The following is a 24,952-nucleotide window of genomic DNA, read 5'->3' on the forward strand; positions in this document are numbered from 1 at the left end:
ATGAGGTGAGTGCGAGTAATGTCAAATAAGAAATCAAAATATCTATTTTTTTGGCTTCCCTATGACGTCAAATATTCCTATGAAACATTTCTAACCGCTTTTTACCTGAGCGTTAAGCGTTTCTCTTGTAATGACGCAATACATATCGGACATGAGAAGATTTTTCAGGATGTGCCACCGCATTTACCTGAGAACTGGCTGGCAGGTTTTAATACTTCCTTGCCAGATAATGAAGAGTTAAAAAATCTGGATAAAATTATCTGGAGCAGCGATCTTTTTTCTGCTCTGGAAGATAAGCTTAAATCTAAAAACCTCGTATGGCAGCATATTCTTACCCAGGAGTATGAGCCATTGATGGAGCTTTTTGAGTCTGAAATTGTCAGATTCAAAGAAACGTTTGATATTAAAGCTGTGATATTGTGGTCAAACTGTCCTTCAGTAAAAAAAGTTGCACACAAGCACCAGATTCCTGTTATTCATAATGAACTCGGACCATTACGAGAACCTGTTTATTTGCCTACTTGCTATTTCGATTTTAGTGGGGTTAACGGGAACACTGAGGCTGCCCGCCGGTTTGAAAATTATGAGATAAGTAACGATCGATATGCAAATTTTGGGCGGGTAGCGCTGCTTAGTCTTTTTCTTAAAGTCGTAAAACCTATTCGTAAATTCGATAATTACGAAATTGGTGTGCCTCTTCAGGTAGAAGATGATTCAAATATTATTGCTTATAATAACGGATTTGATAATCCAGAAATTATTGATTACGCCAAAAGTAAAACCAGTAGCGTTTTGATTCGCAAACACCCTTACGGGCGGGTCAATTATAAAGATATAGAAAATGGAAGTGAGGACTTAACGCCTCAGGAATTTATCGCTTTATGCGAAAAAATAATTACTATTAATTCGAGTGTGGGTTTCGAAGCATTGTTATGGGGAAAACCAAGCGAGATTTTAGGCGATTCCCCTTTTTCATTTATTAGCCGTGACAGTGCAGTGTTTGTCGATGCGCTAAGATTCGCACTGCTTAACTATCTGGTCCCATTCGATTTCCTCTTCAACAAAGAATACTACGACTGGCGTATCACGATGCCTGATGAAGATAGCATCAGGGAGAAGCATCTGTTCTATTATCTGGAATTAAAACACGGCTGGAATAAAACAAATATAAACATCGATACAATTCCTGTTGAGCTGGAAAATATTTTTTTCAGAAATCTCAATTTGCAGTTTGTTGAAAATGAAAATTATTTTCGTTCTGAAACTGAAGAGTTAAATAAAAAGTTAATGAAACTCAATTCTGACAGGGCGAAAGAAGTGGATTTGCTTAAGTCAGAACTGAGTAAAAAGAAACAAGAGCTGGATAGTGCGGTCAATAAAAATAAACATCTGGCAGATGAACTATGGCGTCATCAGCATCTTATTGAAAACATCTATGCAAGTAAATCATGGCGACTTACTAAACCACTAAGAGTTATAAATAGTCTGAAATCTGATAAAAAAACAACATTTCCCTTTAAACGCAAAGTCGTTGCGCTGGCGTTGCCTATAGCCAGGAAGGTGCTTGCGAATTATCAGGCTCGAAAATTAGTTATAGCTGTAACAAAGAAAATTGGCCTTTACGGTAAGTTAAAAAGTATTTATTTACAAAGTACAGTTCCGGTTGCCTCACCATTAGTTGATGTTTCAAATGAGATCCACAAATCCAGAGACACTGTTATCAATATTAAAAAAATCAAGATGCTTAAAAGTCAAAGAGGGAACGATTGATGCGCATAGCAATTGATATGCAGGGTTTGCAGTCAGAGAGTCGGTTCAGAGGGATTGGCCGATATACACGCGCGATAATTAAGTCTCTGGTTAAACTGGCATTTAATAAAAAATATGAAGTTATTTTAATCGGTAATGGTGCTTTCCCGGTAAAAGATTTAGTCAACGAGTTTTCACCACTGGTTGGCCGTGATGCTATCAAGTTCTGGTACCCGGCAGGACCCTGTGCATTTGAAAATCCTGCTAATCATCATAATAATGCAAATGCAAAAACTATTCGTGAAGCATTTTTTAAAAGCCATAAGCCTGACATCATCTATGTACCGGCTATGTTTGAAGGCTATCAGGATGATAGCGTTTTAAGCGTTAATGAATTCGACACGGAAACACCCGTTGTAACAACCCTTTATGATCTGATTCCACTACACAATCCTGCACAATATCTGGACCCTAACCCCAACTATAAGAAATTTTATCTTGAAAAGATTTCTTATTTGCAGGCATGTAAAAAGTTACTGGCTATCTCTGCTTTTTCCAGACATGAAGGACAAGAGTATTTTAAGGATCAAGCTGATGACATCGTTAATGTCTCTACAGCCTGTGACGATATTTTCAGGGTTATAGAGTCAGATCAAAATGAAATCAATGAGCTGAAACTTAAATTTAAAATAACTAAACCATTTATTATGTATTCTGGTGGGGCGGATGAACGGAAAAACCTTCCCGCGCTGATAACAGCACTCAGTGAGCTTCCTGTTGAAATACAAAAACAATATGATTTTGTATTAGCGGGAAAATTATCGCAATTTGACATTGATAAACTCAATCATCATGCTCGGCAGTGTAAGTTAGAACACATGTCGATGATCATGACGGGTTATATTACTGATGAAGAGCTGGTTCAGCTCTATAACACCTGTAAACTTTTTGTGTTCCCCAGTTGGCATGAAGGGTTCGGCCTGCCGGCTCTGGAAGCGCTGGCTTGCGGTGCCGTTGTGATTGGTGCAGGTAACACCAGCTTACCTGAAGTAATTGGTATCGAAGAAGCGTTGTTTGATCCGTTCAGCGTGTCAGACATCAGAGAGAAGATTATCAATGTGCTTACAGATGAATCACTTTATTCTTCTTTGAAAGAAAAAGGCTTATCGCGAGCACGAGCCTTTTCATGGGATACTTCTGCTGCTATTGCGCTTTCTGCATTTGAAGACGTCATTGAAGGTAAAGACGCAACCGTCATGCAGGACGTCATGAAGGATGCTGGCAGCCTTAAGAAGACATTAGCATTTTTTACACCTCTGAGTCCTGCGCGATCAGGTATTTCTTTATATAGTGAAGAGTTACTTCCAGCGTTATCAAAATTTTATGATATTGATGTAGTTATTGATGAAAGTCAGTCAGATAGAAGAGAGAATAGTGATTATTCTGTCATTACAGCGAGCGAATTTCTAAATAGCTCAAAAATTTATGACCGAATTATTTATCAAATGGGTAATTCCATATTCCATGATTATATGCATGAAATTCTGGAAATTTATCCCGGCATTGTTTGCATGCATGATTTTTATCTCAGTAACTATTTCCGCTATAAAGAAACCTTTGCTGGTCATGAACGTTCATGGAGCGAACAGTTACTTGCTTCTCATGGTTATAATGCGCTTATTCAAAGAGCGAATGTTAATGACGATGAGAAAATAATGTATCAATACCCGTCTAATTTTAATGTGCTGAGTAATGCTACGGCCGTTATAGTACATTCCGATTATTCGAGGAAATTAGCAAAACAGTGGTATTCAAACAGTCGCGCGCTGGAATGGGAACGTATTCCATTACTGCGTGCTGAACCCGTTTCTCTGGATAAGCAACAGGTCAGAAAAGAACTCAATATTTCTGAGGATACAATATTAATTTGCTCATTTGGTATTCTTGATGCTTCTAAGCTCAACCACCTTTTGATTCAGGGGTTAGGGGCTTTAAATAATGAGCTAAAACAAAAGATCAAAATGGTTTTTGTTGGAGAGCTGGGTGGTAGCTATAAAGATCGGATTGAGTCATTAATAAAAGAGTATCATCTTGAGTCGGTTGTCGAGATCACCGGGTGGGCCTCTGATGCTCTTTACCGGCAGTATCTGGTTGCCGCGGATATTGGCGTTCAGCTCCGTGCTTTATCACGGGGAGAAACCTCTGCCGCTGTTTTAGATTGCATGAATTATGGTTTAGCAACAATTATCAACGCTAATGGTTCAATGGCCGAGCTCCCTGATGACAAAGTTATTAAGCTCGCTGACGAATTCATGCTGAGTGATTTGATCACGGCTATTGATAAATTGTGCGAAGATAAACAATTCAGAGAAGATCTTGGCGAAAGCGCACACCATTATATTTCAGCCGAGCACAGCCCCGAAAGATGTGCTGAGTCATGTTTTAATCATATTGAGGCTGCATACAGTAAAAATAATGTTACTGTTAATCAGATTATCAATAAACTGGATATACCAGAAAATCAGTATGAACCTTATGCTAATCTCATAGCTAATAACTTTCCCCGCCTGAAGTCAAACAGAAAGTTATTCTTTGATGTTTCCCTCATCAAAGATTCTGATTTATGGACCGGGATTGAACGTGTTACGCGAGCCCTGCTAATTGAGCTGATTAAGCTATCCGATAATCATTTTAACGTAGTGCCTGTATATCTGAATAAAGAGCAAAGTGGTTATAGTTTACGTGAAGCTAATAGTTTCATGGCGAAACTCTATCCGGGCATTACACCTTATATTGATTACGATAGATGTGTCGATTTTAATTCGGGCGATGTTTACTTTTCATCCGAGTTAGCCTGTGATTTAGTCATAGATGCCCAAAGAAATGGATTTTATGACCATCTTTTAAAAAACAGTGTTAATGTCACATTCATGATTCACGATATTTTGCCTGTTACTAAAAATCATTTCTTCCCACCGGGAAGTAATGAAAGTTTTTCTGCCTGGCTGAATGTTATCATTGAGTATTCGGATAAAATCATTTGCGTTACTGATGCTGTTGTTAGTGAAGTTAAAAAATATATTCTATCCAACAAGCTGGATAATCCACGTTTGCAGCTAGAGTATTCTCATCATGGTGCGGATATTTCCTCAACCATACCTTCAGGCGGCATCGATTCAGGCGATCTTGACAAGGTTAACCTGATTAAACAGAATCTCTCCTTCCTCATGGTTGGTACGCTGGAGCCACGTAAGGGGCATTTGCAGGCTGTGGCCGCCTTTGAACAGCTTTGGGCAGCAGGCAATGAATCCCATCTGGTCATCGTGGGCAAAGAAGGCTGGAAGGGGCTGCCAGATGAGGCGAGGCGTACGATCCCTGAGATTGTCGATAAGATTAGAAATCATCCGCTTCTGAACAAAAAACTCTTCTGGTTTGATAACGCCAGTGATGAATTACTCAATGAGCTTTATCAGAACGCTGACTGCTTACTTTATCCATCTGAAGACGAAGGTTTTGGCCTTCCGTTAATTGAAGCCTCACAGCATAACAAACCGTTGATATCACGTGATGTCCCGGTGCTTCGCGAAGTTGCGGGTGAGGGCGCTTTTTATTTCCAATCCAATCGGCCTGAGGCATTAGCTCGAGCCATAGAAGAGTGGATCGAACTCTTCAAAAACAATGCACATCCTGATTCAGCTGAGATTAGCTGGTTAAGTTGGGCGCAAAGTGCAGAAAATCTTGTTAAAAAACTCTTTGATTAAAAGGTTATCTATAAATGAAAAGTGCGGTTATTACAGGTATCACGGGTCAGGATGGGGCTTACCTGGCAGAACTTTTGTTGAACAAAGGCTATAAAGTTTATGGCACATATCGTCGTACAAGTTCTGTTAACTTTTGGCGCATTGAAGAGTTAGGAATCAAAAATCATCCTGAACTGAATCTGGTTGAATATGATTTGACCGACCTCTCTTCCAGTATCCGCTTACTGCAGGAAAGTCAGGCAACGGAAGTTTACAACCTTGCAGCACAGAGCTTTGTTGGCGTCTCTTTCGATCAGCCACTGACCACTGCTGAGATCACCGGTATTGGCCCGGTAAATCTGCTGGAAGCCATTCGTATCGTAAACCCAAAAATCCGCTTCTATCAGGCATCGACTTCCGAGATGTTTGGTAAAGTGCAGGCTATCCCGCAGAAAGAAGATACCCCGTTCTATCCACGTAGTCCTTATGGTGTTGCTAAGCTGTATGCACACTGGATGACGATCAACTACCGCGAAAGCTATAACATTTTTGCGTCAAGCGGCATCCTGTTCAACCACGAATCTCCACTGCGTGGTCAGGAGTTTGTCACTCGTAAAATCACAGACTCTGTTGCCAAAATTAAACTTGGTAAACTGGATGTACTTGAATTAGGCAACATGGACGCCAAGCGTGACTGGGGCTTCGCTAAAGAGTACGTAGAAGGGATGTGGCTGATGTTACAGGCTGAAGAACCCGATACCTTTGTTCTTGCGACTAACCGTACTGAAACCGTTCGCGACTTCGTTTCAATGGCATTTAAAGCTGCCGGCATTGAATTGCGCTTTGAAGGTAAAGATGACCAGGAAGTCGCTATCGACGTAGCGACGAATAAAGTAGTCGTTAAGGTCAATCCGAAGTTTTACCGTCCGGCTGAAGTCGAGCTGCTGATTGGCAATCCTCAGCGTGCCAAAGATATTCTCGGTTGGGAGCCAAAAACAACGCTTGAAGAGTTATGCGCAATGATGGTTGAAGAAGACCTGCGTCGCAACAAACAAGGGTTTTCCTTCTGATATGACTAATGGCAAAAAAGCACTGATCACTGGGATCATGGGCTTTACCGGCCAATATATGGCAGCGGAATTATCCGCTGCCGGTTATCAGGTATTTGGTTTCGGTTCATCTCCAGCCCAGAAATCACCAAATTACATTCAGGTCGATCTCACTAACCTCGCTGAAGTAAAGCAGGCGGTAGAGAGAGTGTCACCGGATGTAGTTATTCATCTTGCAGCAATTGCTTTTGTAGGACATGCTGACCCAAACGCCTTTTATGATGTAAACCTGTGCGGTTCTCGTAACCTGCTACAGGCTTTATGCGAATCTGCGAAGACTCCCGAAGCAGTTTTAGTTGCGAGCAGTGCTAATGTTTATGGCAACAATACGCCGGGCAGATTAGCAGAGTCTACCCTGGCCAGACCTGCGAATGATTACGCCGTAAGCAAGCTGGCAATGGAGTATATGGCGAGCCTGTTCTATAGCAAACTACCCATTATCATTACCCGGCCTTTTAATTATACCGGCGTAGGGCAGGCGGAAAACTTTCTAATCCCGAAAATTGTTAAACATTTCCGCCAGCGTCTGCCTGTTATAGAGTTAGGGAATATTGATGTATGGCGTGACTTTTCCGATGTTCGTGACGTAACCAGCCGCTATCGTGCGTTATTACACTCTTCTGCGTTTGGCCAGGTCGTCAATGTCGCTTCAGGAAAAATGCATTCGTTACGCGAGGTAATCAGCCTTTGCGAGGAGTTAACGGGTCATAAGATAGATATTGAGGTTAATCCTCAATTTGTTCGTCCGAATGAAATAAAAGAGTTATGTGGCGATATTAGTTTGCTGGATAAGTTAACCTGCGATAATTCGGCCAAAATCCCTCTCAGAGATACGCTTAAATGGATGCTGGAAGCAAAAAGTTAAACGTTGTTTTTTCAACGGACTGCATCAAATATCCCTTAACCGGGATCGGCCGTTATGCGTTTGAACTTGCTAAGCAGTTGCGGGAAAGAGATGAGCTCTCGCTAACCTTTCTTCATGGCACATCCGTTCGTGATTCGCTGGCTGTTGCCAGTGAATCAGCGCAGTCAGTTCAATCCTTTAAACGCAGACTTCAGAAAAGCAAAGCTGTGAGCGAGATTTATCGCCTGACATATCCGGTTATGAAAACCTTTGCATTAAGAGGTTTCAAAAACCATATATTTCACAGTCCCAACTACTATCTGCCTCCGCGGGTGAAGCATTGCGTTGCTACTTTTCATGATTTGTCGGTATTCCACTGGCCACAGTTCCATCCAGCCGGTCGCGTTCACCTGATGCAGAAAGAATTGAGAAACACAACGTTGCGAGCGGCAATGTTGATAACTGATTCTCACTATACCAAAAAAGAATTAATGGAGTTTTTTGGTATAGCAGATGAAAGAATTGCTGTAGCTCCGCTTGCCTGTAATGAGAGTTTTCACCCGCGCAGTGAAACAGATGTCCAGAGCGTGCTTAAAAAGTATAATCTGCGCTGGCGCAATTTCTTCCTTTACACAGGTACAATCGAGCCCCGGAAAAATATACTCACGTTATTACAGGCTTATGACCGGCTGGCCGCCCATGAAAAATCCGCTTTTCCGCTGGTCATTAGCGGCTACAGGGGCTGGGAGAACGAGCAGCTGTTTAAGCTGTTTGATAAGGGTGAGAGAGAAGGGTGGTTGAAGTATTTAGGATTTGTGCCCGGTCAGGATTTACCTCTATTATTCAGCGCGGCAACAAGCTTTGTCTTCCCCTCAATATATGAAGGTTTCGGTTTGCCGGTACTGGAAGCTATGGCATCAGGAACACCCGTAATCTGTTCCAATGCAACATCACTTCCCGAAGTGGCGGGTAATGCAGCATTAATGCATGAACCTGAAGATATTGACGCCTTAACAACCTATATCCAGATGATGATGGATAACGCTCATGAAAAGCAACGCATGATTGATACAGGGTTACTTCGTGCCCGTGAATTTTCATGGTCATTGTGTGCGGATAAAACCATTGAAGCTTATCAGCAGGTCGCGAAATATATATGATCAAAGTTCTACACTGTTATAAAACATACTATCCTGATACATTTGGTGGCATTGAACAGGTTATATATCAGCTTGCAGAAGGTGGTTTCAAAGCAGGTATTCAGTCTGTCGTTTTCACGCATAGTCCTGATTTCGAAAAAAAACAAAATACGCTGGATAATCACCTTATTTATCGTGTCAAGACCCAGTATGAGTTTGCATCAACCCCGTTTTCATATCCAGCGATAAAAGAATTTAAAAAACTCGCTCAGGATGCAGACATCATTCATTATCACTTTCCCTATCCATTTATGGACCTTATGCACTTTGCTGCGGGCATCAACAAACCTTCAGTGGTCAGTTATCATTCTGATATTGTTAAACAGAAGGTGTTGCTCAAACTCTATACCCCATTGATGAACCGCTTTCTTTCCAGTGTTGATCGCATTGTTGCCGCCTCTCCCAACTATGTTGAAAGTAGTCCGGTTTTGCAGCACTTCAAAGACAAGGTAGAAGTTATTCCCTATGGCCTTGATAAACAGTTTTATCAAAATAGCGATCCTGCTGTTCTGCAAAAATGGCAGGCAAGATTTTCAGATGGCTTCTTCCTGTTCATAGGGACGTTCCGCTACTACAAAGGCCTCCACATTTTAATTGAAGCGGCGAAAAACAGTCATTATCCGATTGTCGTCGTTGGTGCGGGCCCGATTGAAGCAGAGTTAAAATCTCAGGCCCGACAGTTAGGCGTGGACAATATCCATTTCCTGGGTGCATTAGAAGATAGCGATAAGTCAGCCCTGCTCAAACTTTGTACCTGCCTGGTGTTTCCTTCCCATCTGCGGTCAGAGGCGTTTGGTATTTCGCTGCTTGAAGGAGCGTTATATTCAAAACCGCTGATTTCGAGTGAGATCGGCACCGGAACCACGTTTATTAATATAGATGGAGTCACCGGTATTGTGGTTCCTCCTTCTGATCCTCTGGCTTTACGTCAGGCTATGGATAAGATATGGAACAATCCAGAGCTTGCAAGGGATTATGGCACGGCAGCACTGGCGCGCTTCGAATCACTTTTCACTGCTGAAAAAATGATCCAAAGCTATACAAGACTTTATAAATCCTTGTTAAGTGTGTGATTTTTTTTCAAATAATTTCATCCTTCTATCGCACCATTCATTACCTTTAATCCGCTATCCTGAGTTAACATGATGAACACTTACAGTATGGTGTTACGGGTAACACCATGCGAGACCACAGACAGGAGTATGTAATGTCCAAGCAACAGATCGGCGTTGTAGGTATGGCAGTGATGGGCCGCAATTTGGCTCTTAACATTGAGAGCCGCGGTTACACTGTTTCTATCTTTAACCGCTCACGCGAAAAGACTGATGAAGTCATCGCAGAGAACCCGGGCAAGAAACTTGCTCCTTTCTACACTGTTGAAGAGTTTGTTGAATCGCTGGAAAAACCTCGTCGTATCCTGCTGATGGTTCAGGCAGGTGAAGCAACGGATAAGACTATCGCCTCACTGACGCCACATCTCGACAAAGGCGACATTCTGATTGATGGCGGTAACACCTTCTACAAAGACACCATCCGTCGTAACAAAGAGCTTTCTGACCAGGGCTTCAACTTTATCGGCACCGGCGTTTCTGGCGGTGAAGAGGGCGCGCTGAAAGGCCCATCTATCATGCCTGGCGGTCAGAAAGAAGCCTACCAGCTGGTTGCTCCGATTCTGGATAAGATTGCGGCGCGTGCTGAAGATGGTGAAGCCTGTGTGGCTTACATCGGCCCGAACGGCGCAGGTCACTACGTGAAGATGGTGCACAACGGCATCGAATATGGCGACATGCAGCTGATCGCGGAAGCCTATGCTCTGCTGAAAGGCGCTCTGGGTCTGAGCAACGAAGAGCTGGCTGAAACCTTCACCGAGTGGAACAACGGCGAGCTGAGCAGCTACCTGATCGACATCACCAAAGATATCTTCACCAAGAAAGATGAAGAGGGTAAATATCTGGTTGATGTGATCCTGGATGAAGCGGCGAACAAAGGTACCGGTAAATGGACCAGTCAGAGTTCACTGGATCTCGGCGAGCCTCTGTCATTAATCACCGAATCTGTCTTTGCCCGTTACCTCTCCTCACTGAAAACTCAGCGTGTGGCAGCCTCTAAAGTACTGAGCGGTCCACAGGCTAAGGCTTTCAGCGGCGATAAAGCCGAATTTATCGAGAAGGTGCGCCGTGCACTCTATCTGGGTAAAATCGTCTCGTATGCACAGGGCTTCTCCCAGCTGCGTGCAGCGTCAGAAGAGAATAACTGGGATCTGCAATACGGCGAAATCGCTAAGATCTTCCGTGCTGGCTGCATCATCCGCGCTCAGTTCCTGCAGAAAATCACCGATGCTTACGCTGAAGATGCCGGTATCGCTAACCTGCTGCTGGCACCGTACTTCAAAGATATCGCTGACCAGTATCAACAGGCGCTGCGTGATGTGGTCTCCTACGCGATTCAGAACGGTATTCCGACGCCAACCTTCTCTGCGGCGATCGCCTATTATGACAGCTACCGTTCAGAAGTGCTGCCTGCTAACCTGATTCAGGCACAGCGTGACTACTTTGGTGCGCACACTTATAAGCGCATCGATAAAGATGGTGTGTTCCACACCGAGTGGTTGGAATAACAGTTATCCAGGTTTAAAAAACCCGGCTTCGCCGGGTTTTTTTATATCTATAAAAAGTTAAAAATTTTTTTTCAACCTTTTTATTTTTCGCTATCATATTTTCTCTGTTTAATCTTTGAATCTAAGTTTGGCGCTATTTTTATAAAATGGAAAAGGTTTGAAGATGATGGCTTTATGCTAAAAGCGACTATATTATGAGTTGCAGCGTAAGTGTTCTACTAAATTAGTATATGACGAGAAGATATGATGTCGGTAGGGGGAGTGCTTACAAGGATGTAATAAATAAGAAAAAGTTTTTTATCGAAGTGTCTATTAATAAATTAACGCAAAGGGTGTTATTTAAATTTAACCGATAGTATTAGTCTTCTCTTACATGAGTATCAGTCAGCCCAGCAGAAAATTCGCCTGAATTACTTCAGGCGAATATAGATTACTGTTTATACATCATCTTGCCTGCAAAGCCGTCCTGACAAATGTATCCTTGTCCGCAAAGAGAAGCTAAATTTTTAGCTGACTCACCAATAAAGTAAATAATTCCTTTTTCTAGTCTTTGTTGCTCAATCAGAGTATCGATCTTTCTATTTTGCTCTGCATCCTTAACTGTATCATATCTGGCCATGTATCCCGCATTTACAGGAAGGCCATGCAGGGCAGCTAAATATATTATATTACTCTTGTCATTAAAGTCCCTTGGTGGATACATTGCCACACTTTGGAATTTCGAATAATCAACATCATAATCGTTAATGTTGTTTTTATTCCAGGCAGCTGCCGTGTTTTTAATTGATGATCTTGACATATCACCGAATTTTGATATGTCGTATAATTGAATTATTGCTATAATAAAAATTAAAGGTAGGCAATATTTTTTATTCAAAAACCATAGTGAAAAAATTGACATTATGATTACTAAATAGCTAATAGGCCAAATGAATCTTCCGCTAGCTCTGAATGTATTAACGGGCCCAACCAGGAAGTGTGGCAAGTTAAATCTAAAGATTTCAAATCCTTGTAATGAAACGACATTGGATATTGAATAGAGAAAGCATCCTATAATAATTAATACTGGCACAACTATAGGAGTTGAAGTCAATGATTTTTTGTTTTCTTCAATTTTTTTCGCACACAAAATGAAAAGTGAAGACAAACAAATAATTACTCCGAATCCTATATATCCTAATCCTTCGCCATTCTGAAGCTGGTTGTTGTTTACTCGTGTAAATCTAGAAAAATCTGGTGAAGATGGGTTAAAAAGCGATAGGAGATCGGCACGATATTCGCCAAAGCCGCCTGCGGCTAATCCATTATGTACTAGAAAATAACCTTCTGCATACATAAAAAACAGGCAAAAAAGCAATGCAGTAACAAAGGAAATTATGTGGTTTCTATAATTTTTTGATTCAACAGCACTAATAATGGTCTTGGCGACGAAAATTAATAAAACCATCATCAATAAATATGCATGCACTAAAGCTGTAATGCATAAAAGTGTGGTCCACTTTTTTGTGGAAAAGGGCTTTAAGTATAAAAGAAAAGCAGCAAGGATCAAGAATTGTCCGCTTAATGCATAATGACCTTGTGTCCGAAGGAGGAATATTGGAGCAAAAGATAAAATGAATCCTCCAACAAGAGAAAATACTTTATTCCCTGTCAGATGGTTAAGTATTTTGTAACCAAAAAGAGACTGCAACATATAGCATAATAGCAGCCAAATACCAGTGTACTGAAATTCTGATGGAAGAAGAAAATTAAAATATTTTAAAGGTATTGCAATTAGTGGGATGCTATCAGTGAAAACGATAGAACTGCTAACAGCCATGCCATAATTATAGTTCGTCCCAATAGGCCACTGGAGGAGGGGGGTATGCCGAAATGTGCTCCAACCAAGATAATGTTGTGCAGGGTCTCCCTTCATAAGCCATGCAATATTTTTAGGATCGATTATGGCTATGTCTGAGAAAATCAAAAACGTAATAATCCCTGTCAAGAGTGACAGCAATATATATACCCTATCTTTAATGTCTTTTGACATCATCGTACCTGTTAACTGAAAATTAAACATATTAAGGTCAGTGTTGTAAACCTGTCCTTAGTGAATTGATTAAGAAATTCATCCAAAACTTCTTTACATTTAACTGCTATTATAACATGCAATTACTCAACATCCCGTTGGAGATTTTTATAAATAATTCAAAAAATCACCAAATTGCTGACAAGGAATGATACCGCCAGTAATGATAAGTAAATATGTCACAATATCATTTCTGCGAATAGCCGTACTGACTTAATTCACAACCTTGAGGCAATAGATGCTTACTGGCAGTAAGCTGCAATTAACTATTTTTTTATCTTTCATAATTTGGACTCCATTTTTTGCTATTTTCTATTGATCTTTTTAGTATTTTGTGTAGGGCATGACAAAATCATCGAAATTTTTCGACAAAGTGAATTTATATGCCTTTCTTTGTTATTGATCATTGCTAGTTCCTTTAACTAAATATCGCGGCCTACGCTTAGCTTCAATATAAATTCTTCCTATATACTCTCCTAAGACACCAATACCTATTAATTGTATACCGCCCAGGAAAAGCATTGAAACCATGATTGAAGTATAACCTTTTACCGGATTCCCCCAAAAAATTGTATTAATTACCATCCATGAACCATAAATGAATGCCAGAGTGGCTACGGCTAACCCTATATAAGTCCAGATGCGAAGCGGAAATGTTGAAAAAGATGTTATTCCTTCTAAAGCAAGATTCCAAAGTTTCCATCCGTTAAACTTTGATTTTCCTGCAATGCGTTCAGCTCGAATGTACTCTACAACTTCAGTCTTGCCACCCACCCAACTTAAAATACCCTTCATAAAGAGATTTCTTTCTTGAAGTAATTTTATATTTTCAACAACATCACGAGACATTAATCTAAAATCACCTACGTTTTCTTCTATCTGAGGTGAACTGATTTTATTGTGTAATTTATAGAACCATTCGGCAGTTTTACGCTTCAAATGACCATCTGTACTGCGATCAATTCTTTTTGCAAGGACGACTTCAGCACCTTCTCGCCACTTCTGAATCATTTGTGGTATAACTTCTATAGGATCTTGTAGATCTACATCAATTGGAACAATAACTTCTCCAGTCGCCTTCGCCAGGCCCGCGAATAATGCTGGCTCTTTACCAAAATTGCGCGTGAAGGAAACAAGCTTTACCTGATCATCTTCTGTCATTATTGTATTTATAATTGATTCGGTTGAATCAGTGCTGCCATCGTTAACAAAAACGATCTCGACTTGATATGACTTAAATAAGTCATAGTCTTTAACGTTCCTGTAAAAAATAGGAATTGATTCTTCTTCATTTAAAACAGGGACTACAAGTGATAATTTCATTTTTTTACCTAAAAACTATAAATTTAGAGTAGATGAAACCACAACATAAGCTAATGGTTGAAAAGACAATTAGGGTCATTAAAGGCTTGATATTTAATATATCAGCTATCCAGCCTGTTATTAAAGCCAGCGAGCCCATAAAGACAACAAATAAAATATAACGAACTGACGTCGCCTTTGATTTGAAGGTCCAATTAGCATTTAAAAAAAAGGAAAAGGTTACTGCGCAACAAAAAGCGATGAGATTAGACGCAGACTGAGCTAAGCCTGATGTATACGCGGTTGTAAAAACAACCCAATGTATCAAGGTATTTATTACACCCACAGATAAGTACTTAGCGAATATTGTGCCCATAACGGCTCCTTCCGAAAATTAGATCCTCGCATTTCATTTTAATTTAAGCAAGTTTTGTTAAGAGTTGTTTGGCACGCCCAATATCACGACGTATAGTCCCTCAGACAACTAATTCTTTTAACTATTTGATTTTTAAGGTTAAGTTTAAAATAAAAACAACTTAACCTTAGTCTGCCATTATATCATAGCCTGTTCCATTCGACTTGATTAGCACATGCTACCCTACCAGCAAATCCCCGCTCCGAATCGCATTCTCACCCGCCAGCCTCACCACCAGCATGCCTGCCGTGGCAAACCTTACCCAGTGTCTCGCATAGAGAATGCCGCCGTACTCAGCCACCAGCGGAGTAATCTGATCGGTAACGGGATCCACAATCTCCGCCACCACCTCTCCCGGACGAATCTGCGCCCCCAGCGGTTTACGATGCAGAATCAACCCAGATACCGGAGAATGAATATATTCACAGCCAGCTAACGGCGTGGGCGGGTTTTTCAGGGCAGGGGAGGCAATCGCCGATCCCTCGCTGTGACGCTCTTTAATCACGCCCGTTTCTCCCGGTGCTTCCGCAACGTCAGGCACGTTTAAGCCAATCGGCCCGTCATTAATTGCCACCACATCATCACCGCCCGCGCTCGCCGGGACCAGCTCATCGCCACCGATCACCGGCGCGGCCACTTCCACAGAAATCGCAGGCTCGCTGTAACCGATGTAACCTCCTTCCTGCAACGCCGAAATAATCGCCTCTGCGTCTTTCTCCGCCTGTTCCGGCGACACATCTCGCACACCGCGCAACTCCAGCGTTACCGGCAGCAATCCCCGTGGCATCGGGTAATCGTGGCCAAACCGCTCCGCCAGCGTCAGCCAGGGCTCACAGCAGGCTTCATCAAACGGCTCACCGCCGGAGATCTGCGCCAGCAGCTGCACTTCGCTGCCCAGCCAGCGTGCCAGTGGCTCAATGTCGGGCCAGGCGTGTGGGGTGGTGTAGAGATGCGGCAGCGCTTCCCAGTCGCAGTGCAGATCGATCATCAGATCGGCCTGGCTGGCCATGCGCATCAGGGTATAGCGCTGCGCATCCAGTTCGGTTTTTGGCACAGTATCGCGATAGTGACGATCGATCGCCTCACGGATCAGGCTCTTATTCTGCGTTTCGCTCTGGGTCAGACTCTCAGCCAGCCCGGCGGCCAGGGTCGCCCCCAGTGAGGGAAACCGGCGGTTAAAGTCCTGGCCGGAGAGGGTATGAAAACGTCCGAGATGGGTGCCGTGCCAGTGCTGGCCCAGCGCCAGCGGATTCGCCACCGGCACCAGCGTAAACGAGGCCCGCAGCTGTCCGGCTGACTCCAGCGCCTGTAAGCGCTGTTTTAAAAACCACGCCACCGCCATGCCGGGCAGTTCGTCGCCGTGCAGGGCCGCCTGGATATAGACCTGGCGTTCGCTATCTCCGCCAAAGTGGAAGCTGATGATTTCACGCTGGGTGCCTAAAGAGGCGCTTAACAGTGGATGATGTTGTTGATGCATACCGTGTTAATGTCCTTTAATCGGCGAAGGACGACAGCGCGCCGTCCCGAAAAGGTTAGAGTATAGTGCCGGATCGCGGTAAGGACGAAAAAGGGCGACCGCGAGGTTACTGCTGAATGGAGATGTCGGTAGCGAAGTAGCGCTTCTGAATCTGGTCAAAGGTGCCGTTCTTTTTGATCTCCGCAAAGGCGTTATCCAGCGCGGTTTTCAGTTCACTGTCGCCCTTGCGCAGGCCAATCGCCGTGCCGGGACCGATAATCGGGTCCTGAATAATCGGGCCAGCCAGTTCAAAATCTTTGCCCTGCGGATGCTTCAGAAAGCCGATAGCCGCCTGCGCCGCATCGGTAAAGACCGCATCCAGTCTGCCGGAAACCAGATCGCTTTCAACCTGCGCCTGATCGCCATAAGGCACGACGGTCACACCATGCGGCTGCCATTTTGCCAGCGCATAGCGCTCCTGCACGGTGCCCTGCTCGACGCCCACCGTTTTCCCTTTCAGGGATTCAACGGTGGGCAACACACCAGCGCCTTTACGGGCAATCAGCTGGGTATGGGTATCGTAGAGCGGCACGGTAAAATCGATCTGCTTCAGGCGCTCTTCGGTGATCCCCATATCGGAGAGAATGGCATCAAATTTACGCGCCTTCAGCGCCGGGATCATGCCGTCAAACTGGCTCTCGACCCAGACGCATTTCGCCTGCATCTGTGCACACAGCGCATTGCCAAGATCGATGTCAAAACCGACCAGCTTGCCCTGAGGGGTCTTCGATTCAAAGGGAGGATAGGTGGGATCAACCGCGAAACGTACCTGATCGATTTTTGCCTGGGCGGCAAACGCGCAGCCGGTCATTACTGCGATAGCCAGCGTCTGACGCAGGCGTTGAGTTAACATCTTCATGATTTTGCTCTTATTGTGTCGTGATGGGTATCACGCAGAGTAACGCCCGGCTGCCAGGATGGCAATCAGCCGGTGATCTCCACCACCTTTGCGCCGCACAGCGCCTGATAGTCTGCGGTGTTGAGGATCACCGAGCGCTCCAGCAAACCGGCGTTAAACGCAATCTCCGGGTAACGTGTAAACAGCGCCGGGTCCGCTACCAGCATCAGGTCGGGATGAAAGCTGAAGGGCGGAATGGCACCGAATACGCAGCCGGTCAGGGCCAGGGTTTCCGCCGGACTGGCGAGTGAGGCGCGTCGTCCGCCAGCGGCAGCGGCCACTTTACTCAGGTCGGCCTGCCGATCGGCCGGTAACACCGCCAGCACATGCTGCTTAACGCCGTTGCCTTTCACATGACAGACCAGCGCTTTCGCACCCTGGCCGATTTCGGTGCCGCGTATCGCCGCGACTGCTTCACATTTGCCGGTCGCCTCATGTTCCATCAGTTGATAGCGAGCCTGGTGCTGGTCGAGCAGGGCGATCAATTTTTCATGGGTAGTCACGGTTCTCTCCCTGGGCAGTGAGTTGCAGCATCAGTGTCTGTAGCATATGGGGTTGACGCGGTAGCACGCCGGTTTTCAGACCCAGCGGTTAAAAGGCCCGGTTGAGCGTACTCAGGGTGGTATTTTCTCTGTCCTGCTCGATATCTGACAGCGTCCGGCGGCTAATTCCTGCCAGCGCTGCATAGCGTTCCTGTGAGAATCCCAGTACGTTTTTGCGAAGCTGCTTCAGCAGCTCACCCTGTGACAATTTTTCTTCAAGAAACTGCTGAAGAAGGTTCAGCAGCATAGCCTCGCGTTCAAAAGGTGACAGCGTTTTCTTCATAGTTGCCAGCCTGCAATACGTTGATCCAGATAATCGAAGACAGGAGCTGGCATAGTCAGAATCGATGCCGGAACGCCTCGCTGCAACAGACGCTCTTTGAGTCCGGTAAGCTGGCGAGCCAGCGAGGCCAGTTCAGCCAGTAATCTTTCGGATGGCACCAGATCACTCAATGCGTCAGCAATCTGTTGCCACTGATAGTGACCACCCTCTTCAAAAGGCGATCACCATTGCGTAGTCCGTACCACGCCTTCGGGATCCGCTTTCATAGGCGCAAAATCATAAATGGGTGCAAGCCACATGCCGCTGTCCTTTTTCAGAATCGCGCTGTTACGTCCATGGTTATCCGAATTGCCAAACTGAATATTGAGCTGGGCAGCATCATGCCAGCGGCCCTTAATGAATAGCTGGAGTGTGAGCATAACAGCTCCTGTTGAGCAATATTACGCTCAACAATAGCGTTTAATTTATTTTTTTGAGAAGGATGCTGCTCAGAATACGCATAAAAACGAAATTATGAGCAGCATATTGCACATTTACTGATGACGGGCGCGCAGGTTGTTGATCACGGCGCTGAAGTCGAGATCCTGATCCTGGAGCAGCACCATCAGGTGATAGACCAGGTCTGATGCTTCATTGGTCAGCTCATGGCGATCGTTAACCGTGGCCGCCAGCGCGGTTTCCACACCTTCTTCACCCACTTTCTGGGCGATACGCTTGGTGCCGCTGGCGTAGAGCCGCGCGGTGTAGGAGCTTTCGGGATCAGCGCTTTTACGCGAGGCCAGCAGCTGTTCCAGCTGATAGAGGAAAGTCCACTCCGGTGCCGCCGGGGAGAAGCAGCTGGAGGTGCCCAGATGACAGGTCGGGCCGATCGGATTGGCCAGCACCAGCAGCGTGTCGTTGTCGCAGTCAGGCGTGATACTGACCACCTGAAGGAAGTTGCCGGAGGTTTCGCCTTTGGTCCACAGACGGTTTTTGGTGCGGGAGAAAAAGGTCACATTGCCTTCCGCCAGGGTTTTTTCCAGCGCCGCCGGATTCATATAGCCATGCATCAGCACTTCGCCTGAGACGTTATGCTGAACGATGACCGGCATCATGCCCTGCGTTTTGTCCCAGTCGAGCTGGGCCTGCTGTTGTTCGGTTAACACGCGCGAATCTCCACTCCGTTGTCGATCAGAAAGCTTTTCAGCTCACCAATATTAATAATCTGCTTATGGAATACCGAGGCGGCTAACGCACCATCGACATTGGCGTCGGTAAAGGCTTCCAGAAAGTGCTGCATGGTGCCCGCGCCGCCAGAGGCGATCAGGGGCACCTTGCAGACCTCACGCATCTTCTTCAACTGCACCAGGTCATAGCCGTTACGCACGCCATCCTGATTCATCATGTTGAGCACGATCTCACCCGCACCCAGCTTCTGCACTTCCTGCACCCACGCCAGGGTTTCCCACTCGGTTACGCGGGTACGCGCTTCGTCGCCGGTATACTGATTGACCTGATATTTGCCGCTGGCTTCATCGAACCAGGTATCAATGCCCACCACGATACACTGGACGCCAAAACGATCGGCAAGGCGGGTGATCAGCGAGGGATCGGCCAGCGCCGGAGAGTTAATCGAAATCTTATCCGCACCAAACTCCAGAATGCGCGCCGCGTCTTCAGCGGTTTTGATGCCGCCCGCCACGCAGAATGGAATATCGATCACTTCCGCCACCCGCGACACCCAGCTTTTATCCACCACCCGGCCATCGGAAGAGGCGGTGATGTCATAAAACACCAGTTCATCGGCACCTTCGACGGCATAGCGCTGCGCCAGCGGCACGATGTCGCCAATGATCTCGTGATTACGAAACTGCACGCCTTTGACCACCTGGCCATCACGTACATCAAGACAAGGGATTATCCGTTTTGCCAGCATGAGATCGCCTCCGAAACTGTGAATTTATCTTCCAGCAGCGCGCGTCCGACAATCACACCCTGCACGCCGCTGCCGCGCAGGGCCGCAATATCGTTGAGTTCGCCAATGCCACCCGAGGACTGGAAAGCAATGTCCGGGAAGCGCGCCGTCACTTCCTGATAGAGCGCGACGTTCGACCCACTCAGGGTGCCGTCGCGGGAAATGTCGGTACAGAGCACATGCTTCAGACCCACCGCCTGGAAATCGGCGATGACCTCTTCCAGCGTGACGCCCGCCGCTTCCTGCCAGCCGCTGATCGCCACCTCTTTACGGTTGCTGGCATCAATGCGCACATCCAGCGCCAGCACAATCGCCTCTGCGCCAAACTCTGCGAACCACTGCTTCACCTCTTCAGGCTGTTTTACCGCGGTGGAGCCGACCACGACGCGACTGGCACCCGCTTCCAGCAGGGCTTTAACATCCTCACGGCTGCGAATGCCGCCACCGACCTGTACCGTGACGTCAACGCCATCAAGCAGGGTTTTCAGCAGCGCAATCTGGCGTTTCGCCGGATCTTTCGCGCCGGTTAAATCCACCAGGTGCAGTACTGTCGCGCCCTGGCGAACATAATCCTGCAACCGCGGCAGCGGATCGCTGCCGTAATCACGCTGCTGGCCATAATCGCCCTGATGCAGCCGGACCACTTTGCCGTCGATTAAATCTAACGCGGGGATAATCATTACATCTCCAGGAAGTTTTTCAGCAGCTGTGCGCCCGCTTTGCCTGAGCGTTCCGGGTGGAACTGAACGCCGAAGAAGTTATCTTTCTGCACCGCGGCGGTAAAGGCTTCGCCGTAGTGACACTGGGCGATGGTATTGGCGTTAACCGGCATCGCGTAGCTGTGAACGAAGTAGAACCAGGCGCCTTCATCGATGCCGCGGAACAGATGGTTGCCCGCCTGGGCGGTGATCTGGTTCCAGCCCATATGCGGCAGCGGCAGCCCGTGCGTATCCATCAAAGAGACCGGCTGGTCGATAATCCCCAGCGTCGGCACGCCGCCGTTTTCATCGCTGCCACGCCCCAGCAGCTGCATACCCAGGCAGATCCCCAGCACCGGCTGAGTACAGGCTTTCACCAGGTCAATCAGGTCACGCTCTTCCAGCTGGTTCATCGCCGCCTGTGCGGTGCCGACGCCCGGCAGAAAGAGTTTGTCGGCGCGCAGCACCACATCGGGATCGCGGCTCACTTCCGGCGTATAACCCAGACGTTCAACCGCCCACTTTACCGAGGAGAGGTTGGCACAACCGGTATCCATGATCACCACGTTCATCACAGCACTCCTTTCGAACTTGGCAGAGTATTGCCCTCAACGCGGATCGCCTGGCGCAGCGTGCGGCCAAAGGCTTTGAACAGGCTCTCGACGCGGTGATGATCGTTCTTGCCCTTGGTTTTGAGATGCAGGGTGCTCATCATGGCGTAGGAGAGGGAGCTGAAGAAGTGCTCCACCATCTCGGTGCTGAGATCGCCCACCCGCTGATAGTTAAACTCCGCTTTGAATTCGATGTGCGGACGGCCGGAAATATCCAGCGCACAGCGCGCCAGGCACTCATCCATCGGCAGCACAAAACCAAAACGGCCAATGCCGCGCTTGTCGCCCAGCGCCTTCAGCAGCGCTTCGCCCAGCGCCAGACCGGTGTCTTCCACCGTGTGGTGATCGTCGATGTAGAGATCGCCTTTCACTTCGATATGCATGCGGAAACCGCCGTGCACCGCGATCTGATCCAGCATGTGGTCGAAGAAGCCGACGCCGGTGTTAATTTTGCTGCCGCCTTCGCGATCCAGCCACAGCTCGACCCGCACCTGGGTCTCTTTGGTATTGCGCTGCACCAGCGCATGGCGGTCACGCTGGGTAAGACGCTGCTGGATGCTCAGCCAGTTTTCGCCCTCCGCGCCGTAGCGGATAGGCTGGATGCCCATGTTCTCCGCCAGCTGCACGTCGGTCAGGCGATCGCCAATCACATAGCTGTGAGCGGTATCCAGCATGCCCTCTGCCAGCCACGCCTCAACCATTCTGGTTTTCGGCTTGCGGCAGTCGCAGTGATCTTCCGGCAGATGCGGGCAGATCAGCACGTCGTCAAACACAATGCCCTGCGAGGTCAGCACCTGCATCATCAGGTTATGCGGACCGTCGAAATCCGCCTGCGGAAAAGCCGGGGTGCCCAGACCATCCTGATTGGTGATCATCACCAGGCGATAACCGGCGGCTTGCAGCGCCAGCAGCGCCGGGATGACGTCTGGCTCAAACGCCAGCTTATCCATGCGATCCACCTGAAAATCTTCAGGCGGCTCGGAGATTAAGGTGCCGTCGCGGTCGATAAAAAGGGTCTTCTGACTCATGCTTGCTCCACAGATAAGGCTTGCAGCGCGGTGATTACCCGTCCGCACTCTTCACGTGTGCCGATGGAGATGCGCAGACATCCCGACAGGCCCGGATTTTTGTTTTGATCCCGCAGGATAATGCCCTGATCCCACAGGGTTTTGAAAACTTTAGCTGAATCGGTGAAGCGTGCCAGCACATAGTTGGTTTCACTGGGGAACACCTGCTCCACGCAGGGGAGCTGAGCCAGCTCCGCCAGCAGCCAGCTGCGGTTATCATTCAGCTGTACCACATGCTCACGCATCAGGGCGATCCCTTGCTCGCTCAGCGCCTGACCGGCAACGTCAGCCACCGGCGTCGCCAGCGGATAGGGCGCAATCACCTTCATCAGCAGGTCGATAACCGGCTTGTTGGCCAGCGCAAAGCCGCAACGCAGGCCCGCCAAGGCAAAGGCTTTAGAAAGGGTGCGCAGGATCACCAGCTGCGGATACTCTTTCAGCCAGCCGGTCAGGGTCGCCTGCGGGCAGAACTCAATATAGGCTTCATCGGCCACCACCAGCGCTTTACCGGCGGTCATCGCCAGCAGCTCGCGAATGTCATCCTGATTGATCAGGTTGCCGGTCGGGTTGTTCGGGCTGCACAGGTAAACAACTTTCACCCCATCCAGCTGTTCCGCGATAGCGGGCAGATTGAGCTGCCAGTCGGTCAGTGCCGGAACGGTACGGTATTCAATGCCGATGGTTTCAGCGCTGACGCTGTACATGCCATAGGTGGGTGGGCAGAACAGAATCGCATCCTGGCCTGGTTCACAAAAAGCACGCATGATCAGCTCAATCGCTTCGTCAGCGCCCCGGCTGACCAGCACCTGATCCGGCGTTAACCCGGCGTAGGCCGCATAGCGCTCAATCACCAGCTTTGGCTGGCACTCGGGGTAGCGGTTCAGCGTCTGCTGCGACAGCTCAAACGGGACGGGCAGCGGAAATTCGTTAGCGTTGAGCCAGACGTCTCCGTTGCCACCCAGACGACGCGCCGACATATAGGGCGTCAGGGCGCGCACGTTGGCGCGCGCCAGTTGCTCAATATCCTGACTCATGCTTGCTCCTTGAGTGCGGCGACGCGCAGGGTAACGGCATTTTTGTGGGCATCCAGCTGCTCGGCGGCGGCCAGGGTCTCAATGGTGGCCGCCAGATTCATAAAGCCCTGCGGCGTCAGCTCCTGCACCGTCATCCGTTTCTGGAAGTCGGCCAGCCCAAGGCTGGAGCAGGTCGCGGTGTAGCCGTAGGTTGGCAGCACGTGATTGGTGCCTGAAGCGTAATCTCCCGCCGACTCCGGCGACCAGTCGCCCAGGAATACCGAACCGGCGCTGGTGATCGACTCCACCAGATCGCGTGGCTGCCGGGTTTGCAGAATCAGGTGCTCCGGGCCGTAGAGATTAGAAATGGCGACACACTGCTCAAGGTCGCGCGCCACGATCAGGCGGCTGCTCTCCAGCGCCTGACGCGCGGTGGCGGCGCGGGGTAGTTGCGCCAGCTGCTGCTCAACCGCTTCGGCGACCGCTTCCGCCAGCTTTAATGACGGCGTCAGCAGCAGCACCTGCGAGTCGGGGCCGTGCTCAGCCTGCGACAGCAGATCGGAGGCGACAAACGCCGGGGTCGCACCCTCATCGGCAATCACCAGCACTTCAGAGGGACCGGCAGGCATATCGATCGCCGCGCCATCCAGACGCTGACTCACCTGACGTTTCGCCTCGGTGACCCAGGCATTGCCCGGCCCAAAGATTTTATCGACGCGCGGCACGGTTTCGGTGCCGAAGGCGAGGGCGGCAATCGCCTGCGCGCCGCCCACCTGGAACACCTCTTCAACGCCGCACAGCTGCGCGGCATAGAGGATCTCATCGGCAATCGGCGGCGGTGAGCAGAGCACCACCCGGCCACAACCGGCAATGCGCGCTGGCGTTGCCAGCATCAGCACGGTGGAGAAGAGCGGCGCGGAGCCGCCAGGAATATAGAGCCCGACCGATTTCACCGGGCGGGTGATCTGCTGGCAGCGCACGCCAGGCTGGGTTTCGACATCCACCGGCGGCAGGATCTGCGCGTTGTGGAAGGTTTCGATATTCCCCACCGCGACGGCCATCGCCTGTTTCAGTTCATCGCTCAGACGACTACCGGCTTCAGCCATCTGCTGCGGCGTGACGCGCAGGTTCTCTACCTGAGCTTTATCAAAGCGGGCGCTGAAGTCACGCAGCGCCGCATCACCACGGTTCCTGACCTGCTCCAGCACATCGCGCACGGTCAGCGTCACATTCTCTGAGGCTGCGATGGCCGGGCGCAGCAGCAGCGCCTGCTGCTGTTCCGGGGTGCACTGCTGCCACTCAATCGGGGTTGAAAAGGCCATGA

General features: G+C 47.9%; 22 protein-coding genes and 1 pseudogene. 7 read left to right on the forward strand and 16 right to left on the reverse strand.

The features are described from left to right. The first annotated feature begins 18 nt into the window (after positions 1-18). From ACCW71_RS04740 to gndA, 7 genes are all read left to right on the forward strand, one after another. Entirely contained in the window at positions 19-1,770 is a 1,752-nt protein-coding gene (locus ACCW71_RS04740) for a GT99 family glycosyltransferase N-terminal domain-containing protein (protein WP_436369933.1), read from the forward strand. Continuing rightward, positions 1,770-5,510, forward strand: coding sequence for a glycosyltransferase (locus ACCW71_RS04745; protein WP_436369934.1), 3,741 nt, complete (start codon positions 1,770-1,772; stop codon positions 5,508-5,510). Before ACCW71_RS04740 ends, ACCW71_RS04745 begins: the two co-directional genes overlap by 1 nt. Before the next feature lie 14 nt (positions 5,511-5,524). Beyond that, positions 5,525-6,559 carry a GDP-mannose 4,6-dehydratase gene (gene gmd / locus ACCW71_RS04750; protein ID WP_436369935.1) on the forward strand — a complete coding sequence of 345 codons (1,035 nt, stop codon included), beginning with the start codon at positions 5,525-5,527 and terminating at the stop codon, positions 6,557-6,559. Position 6,560: 1 nt separating this feature from the next. Continuing rightward, positions 6,561-7,463: a GDP-mannose 4,6-dehydratase gene (locus ACCW71_RS04755; RefSeq protein WP_436369936.1), complete on the forward strand. Its 903-nt coding sequence runs from the start codon at positions 6,561-6,563 to the stop codon at positions 7,461-7,463. Continuing rightward, a complete protein-coding gene (locus tag ACCW71_RS04760; RefSeq protein WP_436369937.1) occupies positions 7,439-8,602 on the forward strand; it encodes a glycosyltransferase family 4 protein in 1,164 nt (387 codons plus the stop codon). The genes ACCW71_RS04755 and ACCW71_RS04760 overlap by 25 nt, the downstream gene beginning before the upstream one ends. Then, entirely contained in the window at positions 8,599-9,714 is a 1,116-nt protein-coding gene (locus ACCW71_RS04765) for a glycosyltransferase family 4 protein (RefSeq protein WP_436369938.1), read from the forward strand. The genes ACCW71_RS04760 and ACCW71_RS04765 overlap by 4 nt, the downstream gene beginning before the upstream one ends. 134 nt (positions 9,715-9,848) lie before the next feature. Next, positions 9,849-11,258, forward strand: a complete 1,410-nt coding sequence (gene gndA / locus ACCW71_RS04770; protein ID WP_436369939.1) for an NADP-dependent phosphogluconate dehydrogenase — start codon at positions 9,849-9,851, stop codon at positions 11,256-11,258. A gap of 430 nt (positions 11,259-11,688) precedes the next feature. Here gndA and ACCW71_RS04775 read toward each other — a convergent pair whose 3' ends face one another. The 16 genes and pseudogenes from ACCW71_RS04775 to hisD form a co-directional block, all read right to left on the reverse strand. Beyond that, the gene (locus ACCW71_RS04775; protein ID WP_436369940.1) at positions 11,689-13,290 is read right to left on the reverse strand and encodes a DUF6311 domain-containing protein; all 1,602 of its coding nucleotides are present in this window, start codon (positions 13,288-13,290) and stop codon (positions 11,689-11,691) included. A gap of 435 nt (positions 13,291-13,725) precedes the next feature. Beyond that, entirely contained in the window at positions 13,726-14,652 is a 927-nt protein-coding gene (locus ACCW71_RS04780; protein ID WP_436369941.1) for a glycosyltransferase family 2 protein, read from the reverse strand. A 4-nt stretch (positions 14,653-14,656) separates the two neighbouring features. Continuing rightward, positions 14,657-15,007 carry a GtrA family protein gene (locus tag ACCW71_RS04785; RefSeq protein ID WP_436369942.1) on the reverse strand — a complete coding sequence of 117 codons (351 nt, stop codon included), beginning with the start codon at positions 15,005-15,007 and terminating at the stop codon, positions 14,657-14,659. Positions 15,008-15,224: 217 nt separating this feature from the next. Then, complete coding sequence (locus tag ACCW71_RS04790; RefSeq protein ID WP_436369943.1) at positions 15,225-16,523, reverse strand: succinylglutamate desuccinylase/aspartoacylase family protein; 1,299 nt, start codon at positions 16,521-16,523, stop codon at positions 15,225-15,227. Positions 16,524-16,629: 106 nt separating this feature from the next. Then, positions 16,630-17,421 carry an ABC transporter substrate-binding protein gene (locus tag ACCW71_RS04795; protein ID WP_436369944.1) on the reverse strand — a complete coding sequence of 264 codons (792 nt, stop codon included), beginning with the start codon at positions 17,419-17,421 and terminating at the stop codon, positions 16,630-16,632. A gap of 65 nt (positions 17,422-17,486) precedes the next feature. Then, the gene (locus ACCW71_RS04800) at positions 17,487-17,963 is read right to left on the reverse strand and encodes a YbaK/EbsC family protein (RefSeq protein ID WP_436369945.1); all 477 of its coding nucleotides are present in this window, start codon (positions 17,961-17,963) and stop codon (positions 17,487-17,489) included. Next, positions 17,950-18,285, reverse strand: a pseudogene (locus ACCW71_RS04805) (helix-turn-helix domain-containing protein). Before ACCW71_RS04805 ends, ACCW71_RS04800 begins: the two are co-directional and overlap by 14 nt. Further along, positions 18,282-18,443 carry a hypothetical protein gene (locus tag ACCW71_RS04810; RefSeq protein WP_436369946.1) on the reverse strand — a complete coding sequence of 54 codons (162 nt, stop codon included), beginning with the start codon at positions 18,441-18,443 and terminating at the stop codon, positions 18,282-18,284. Before ACCW71_RS04810 ends, ACCW71_RS04805 begins: the two are co-directional and overlap by 4 nt. Before the next feature lie 63 nt (positions 18,444-18,506). Continuing rightward, positions 18,507-18,704: a HipA domain-containing protein gene (locus tag ACCW71_RS04815; RefSeq protein ID WP_436369947.1), complete on the reverse strand. Its 198-nt coding sequence runs from the start codon at positions 18,702-18,704 to the stop codon at positions 18,507-18,509. A gap of 114 nt (positions 18,705-18,818) precedes the next feature. Further along, positions 18,819-19,430, reverse strand: coding sequence for a bifunctional phosphoribosyl-AMP cyclohydrolase/phosphoribosyl-ATP diphosphatase HisIE (gene hisIE / locus ACCW71_RS04820; protein WP_436369948.1), 612 nt, complete (start codon positions 19,428-19,430; stop codon positions 18,819-18,821). Next, complete coding sequence (gene hisF / locus ACCW71_RS04825) at positions 19,424-20,200, reverse strand: imidazole glycerol phosphate synthase subunit HisF (RefSeq protein WP_436369949.1); 777 nt, start codon at positions 20,198-20,200, stop codon at positions 19,424-19,426. Before hisF ends, hisIE begins: the two co-directional genes overlap by 7 nt. Next, positions 20,182-20,919 (reverse strand): 1-(5-phosphoribosyl)-5-[(5-phosphoribosylamino)methylideneamino]imidazole-4-carboxamide isomerase, encoded by a 738-nt coding sequence (hisA, locus tag ACCW71_RS04830; RefSeq protein ID WP_436369950.1) that lies wholly within the window; start codon positions 20,917-20,919, stop codon positions 20,182-20,184. Before hisA ends, hisF begins: the two co-directional genes overlap by 19 nt. Further along, positions 20,919-21,509, reverse strand: coding sequence for an imidazole glycerol phosphate synthase subunit HisH (gene hisH / locus ACCW71_RS04835; protein WP_436369951.1), 591 nt, complete (start codon positions 21,507-21,509; stop codon positions 20,919-20,921). The genes hisA and hisH overlap by 1 nt, the downstream gene beginning before the upstream one ends. Continuing rightward, a complete protein-coding gene (gene hisB / locus ACCW71_RS04840) occupies positions 21,509-22,576 on the reverse strand; it encodes a bifunctional histidinol-phosphatase/imidazoleglycerol-phosphate dehydratase HisB (protein WP_436369952.1) in 1,068 nt (355 codons plus the stop codon). Before hisB ends, hisH begins: the two co-directional genes overlap by 1 nt. Beyond that, positions 22,573-23,649 carry a histidinol-phosphate transaminase gene (gene hisC, locus ACCW71_RS04845; RefSeq protein WP_436369953.1) on the reverse strand — a complete coding sequence of 359 codons (1,077 nt, stop codon included), beginning with the start codon at positions 23,647-23,649 and terminating at the stop codon, positions 22,573-22,575. Before hisC ends, hisB begins: the two co-directional genes overlap by 4 nt. After that, complete coding sequence (gene hisD / locus ACCW71_RS04850; protein WP_436369954.1) at positions 23,646-24,950, reverse strand: histidinol dehydrogenase; 1,305 nt, start codon at positions 24,948-24,950, stop codon at positions 23,646-23,648. Before hisD ends, hisC begins: the two co-directional genes overlap by 4 nt. Positions 24,951-24,952: the final 2 nt, after the last annotated feature.

It is taken from the genome of Pantoea sp. C2G6 (assembly GCF_051336815.1).
Taxonomy (GTDB): domain Bacteria; phylum Pseudomonadota; class Gammaproteobacteria; order Enterobacterales; family Enterobacteriaceae; genus Pantoea.

Coding starts and splice junctions, on each gene's coding strand:
- ACCW71_RS04740 (WP_436369933.1), top strand. CDS start 19: ATGTCAAATAAGAAATCAAAATATCTATTTTTTTGGCTTCCCTATGAC.
- ACCW71_RS04745 (WP_436369934.1), top strand. CDS start 1,770: ATGCGCATAGCAATTGATATGCAGGGTTTGCAGTCAGAGAGTCGGTTC.
- gmd (WP_436369935.1), top strand. CDS start 5,525: ATGAAAAGTGCGGTTATTACAGGTATCACGGGTCAGGATGGGGCTTAC.
- ACCW71_RS04755 (WP_436369936.1), top strand. CDS start 6,561: ATGACTAATGGCAAAAAAGCACTGATCACTGGGATCATGGGCTTTACC.
- ACCW71_RS04760 (WP_436369937.1), top strand. CDS start 7,439: ATGGATGCTGGAAGCAAAAAGTTAAACGTTGTTTTTTCAACGGACTGC.
- ACCW71_RS04765 (WP_436369938.1), top strand. CDS start 8,599: ATGATCAAAGTTCTACACTGTTATAAAACATACTATCCTGATACATTT.
- gndA (WP_436369939.1), top strand. CDS start 9,849: ATGTCCAAGCAACAGATCGGCGTTGTAGGTATGGCAGTGATGGGCCGC.
- ACCW71_RS04775 (WP_436369940.1), bottom strand. CDS start 13,290: ATGTCAAAAGACATTAAAGATAGGGTATATATATTGCTGTCACTCTTG.
- ACCW71_RS04780 (WP_436369941.1), bottom strand. CDS start 14,652: ATGAAATTATCACTTGTAGTCCCTGTTTTAAATGAAGAAGAATCAATT.
- ACCW71_RS04785 (WP_436369942.1), bottom strand. CDS start 15,007: ATGGGCACAATATTCGCTAAGTACTTATCTGTGGGTGTAATAAATACC.
- ACCW71_RS04790 (WP_436369943.1), bottom strand. CDS start 16,523: ATGCATCAACAACATCATCCACTGTTAAGCGCCTCTTTAGGCACCCAG.
- ACCW71_RS04795 (WP_436369944.1), bottom strand. CDS start 17,421: ATGAAGATGTTAACTCAACGCCTGCGTCAGACGCTGGCTATCGCAGTA.
- ACCW71_RS04815 (WP_436369947.1), bottom strand. CDS start 18,704: ATGCTCACACTCCAGCTATTCATTAAGGGCCGCTGGCATGATGCTGCC.
- hisF (WP_436369949.1), bottom strand. CDS start 20,200: ATGCTGGCAAAACGGATAATCCCTTGTCTTGATGTACGTGATGGCCAG.
- hisA (WP_436369950.1), bottom strand. CDS start 20,919: ATGATTATCCCCGCGTTAGATTTAATCGACGGCAAAGTGGTCCGGCTG.
- hisH (WP_436369951.1), bottom strand. CDS start 21,509: ATGAACGTGGTGATCATGGATACCGGTTGTGCCAACCTCTCCTCGGTA.
- hisB (WP_436369952.1), bottom strand. CDS start 22,576: ATGAGTCAGAAGACCCTTTTTATCGACCGCGACGGCACCTTAATCTCC.
- hisC (WP_436369953.1), bottom strand. CDS start 23,649: ATGAGTCAGGATATTGAGCAACTGGCGCGCGCCAACGTGCGCGCCCTG.
- hisD (WP_436369954.1), bottom strand. CDS start 24,950: ATGGCCTTTTCAACCCCGATTGAGTGGCAGCAGTGCACCCCGGAACAG.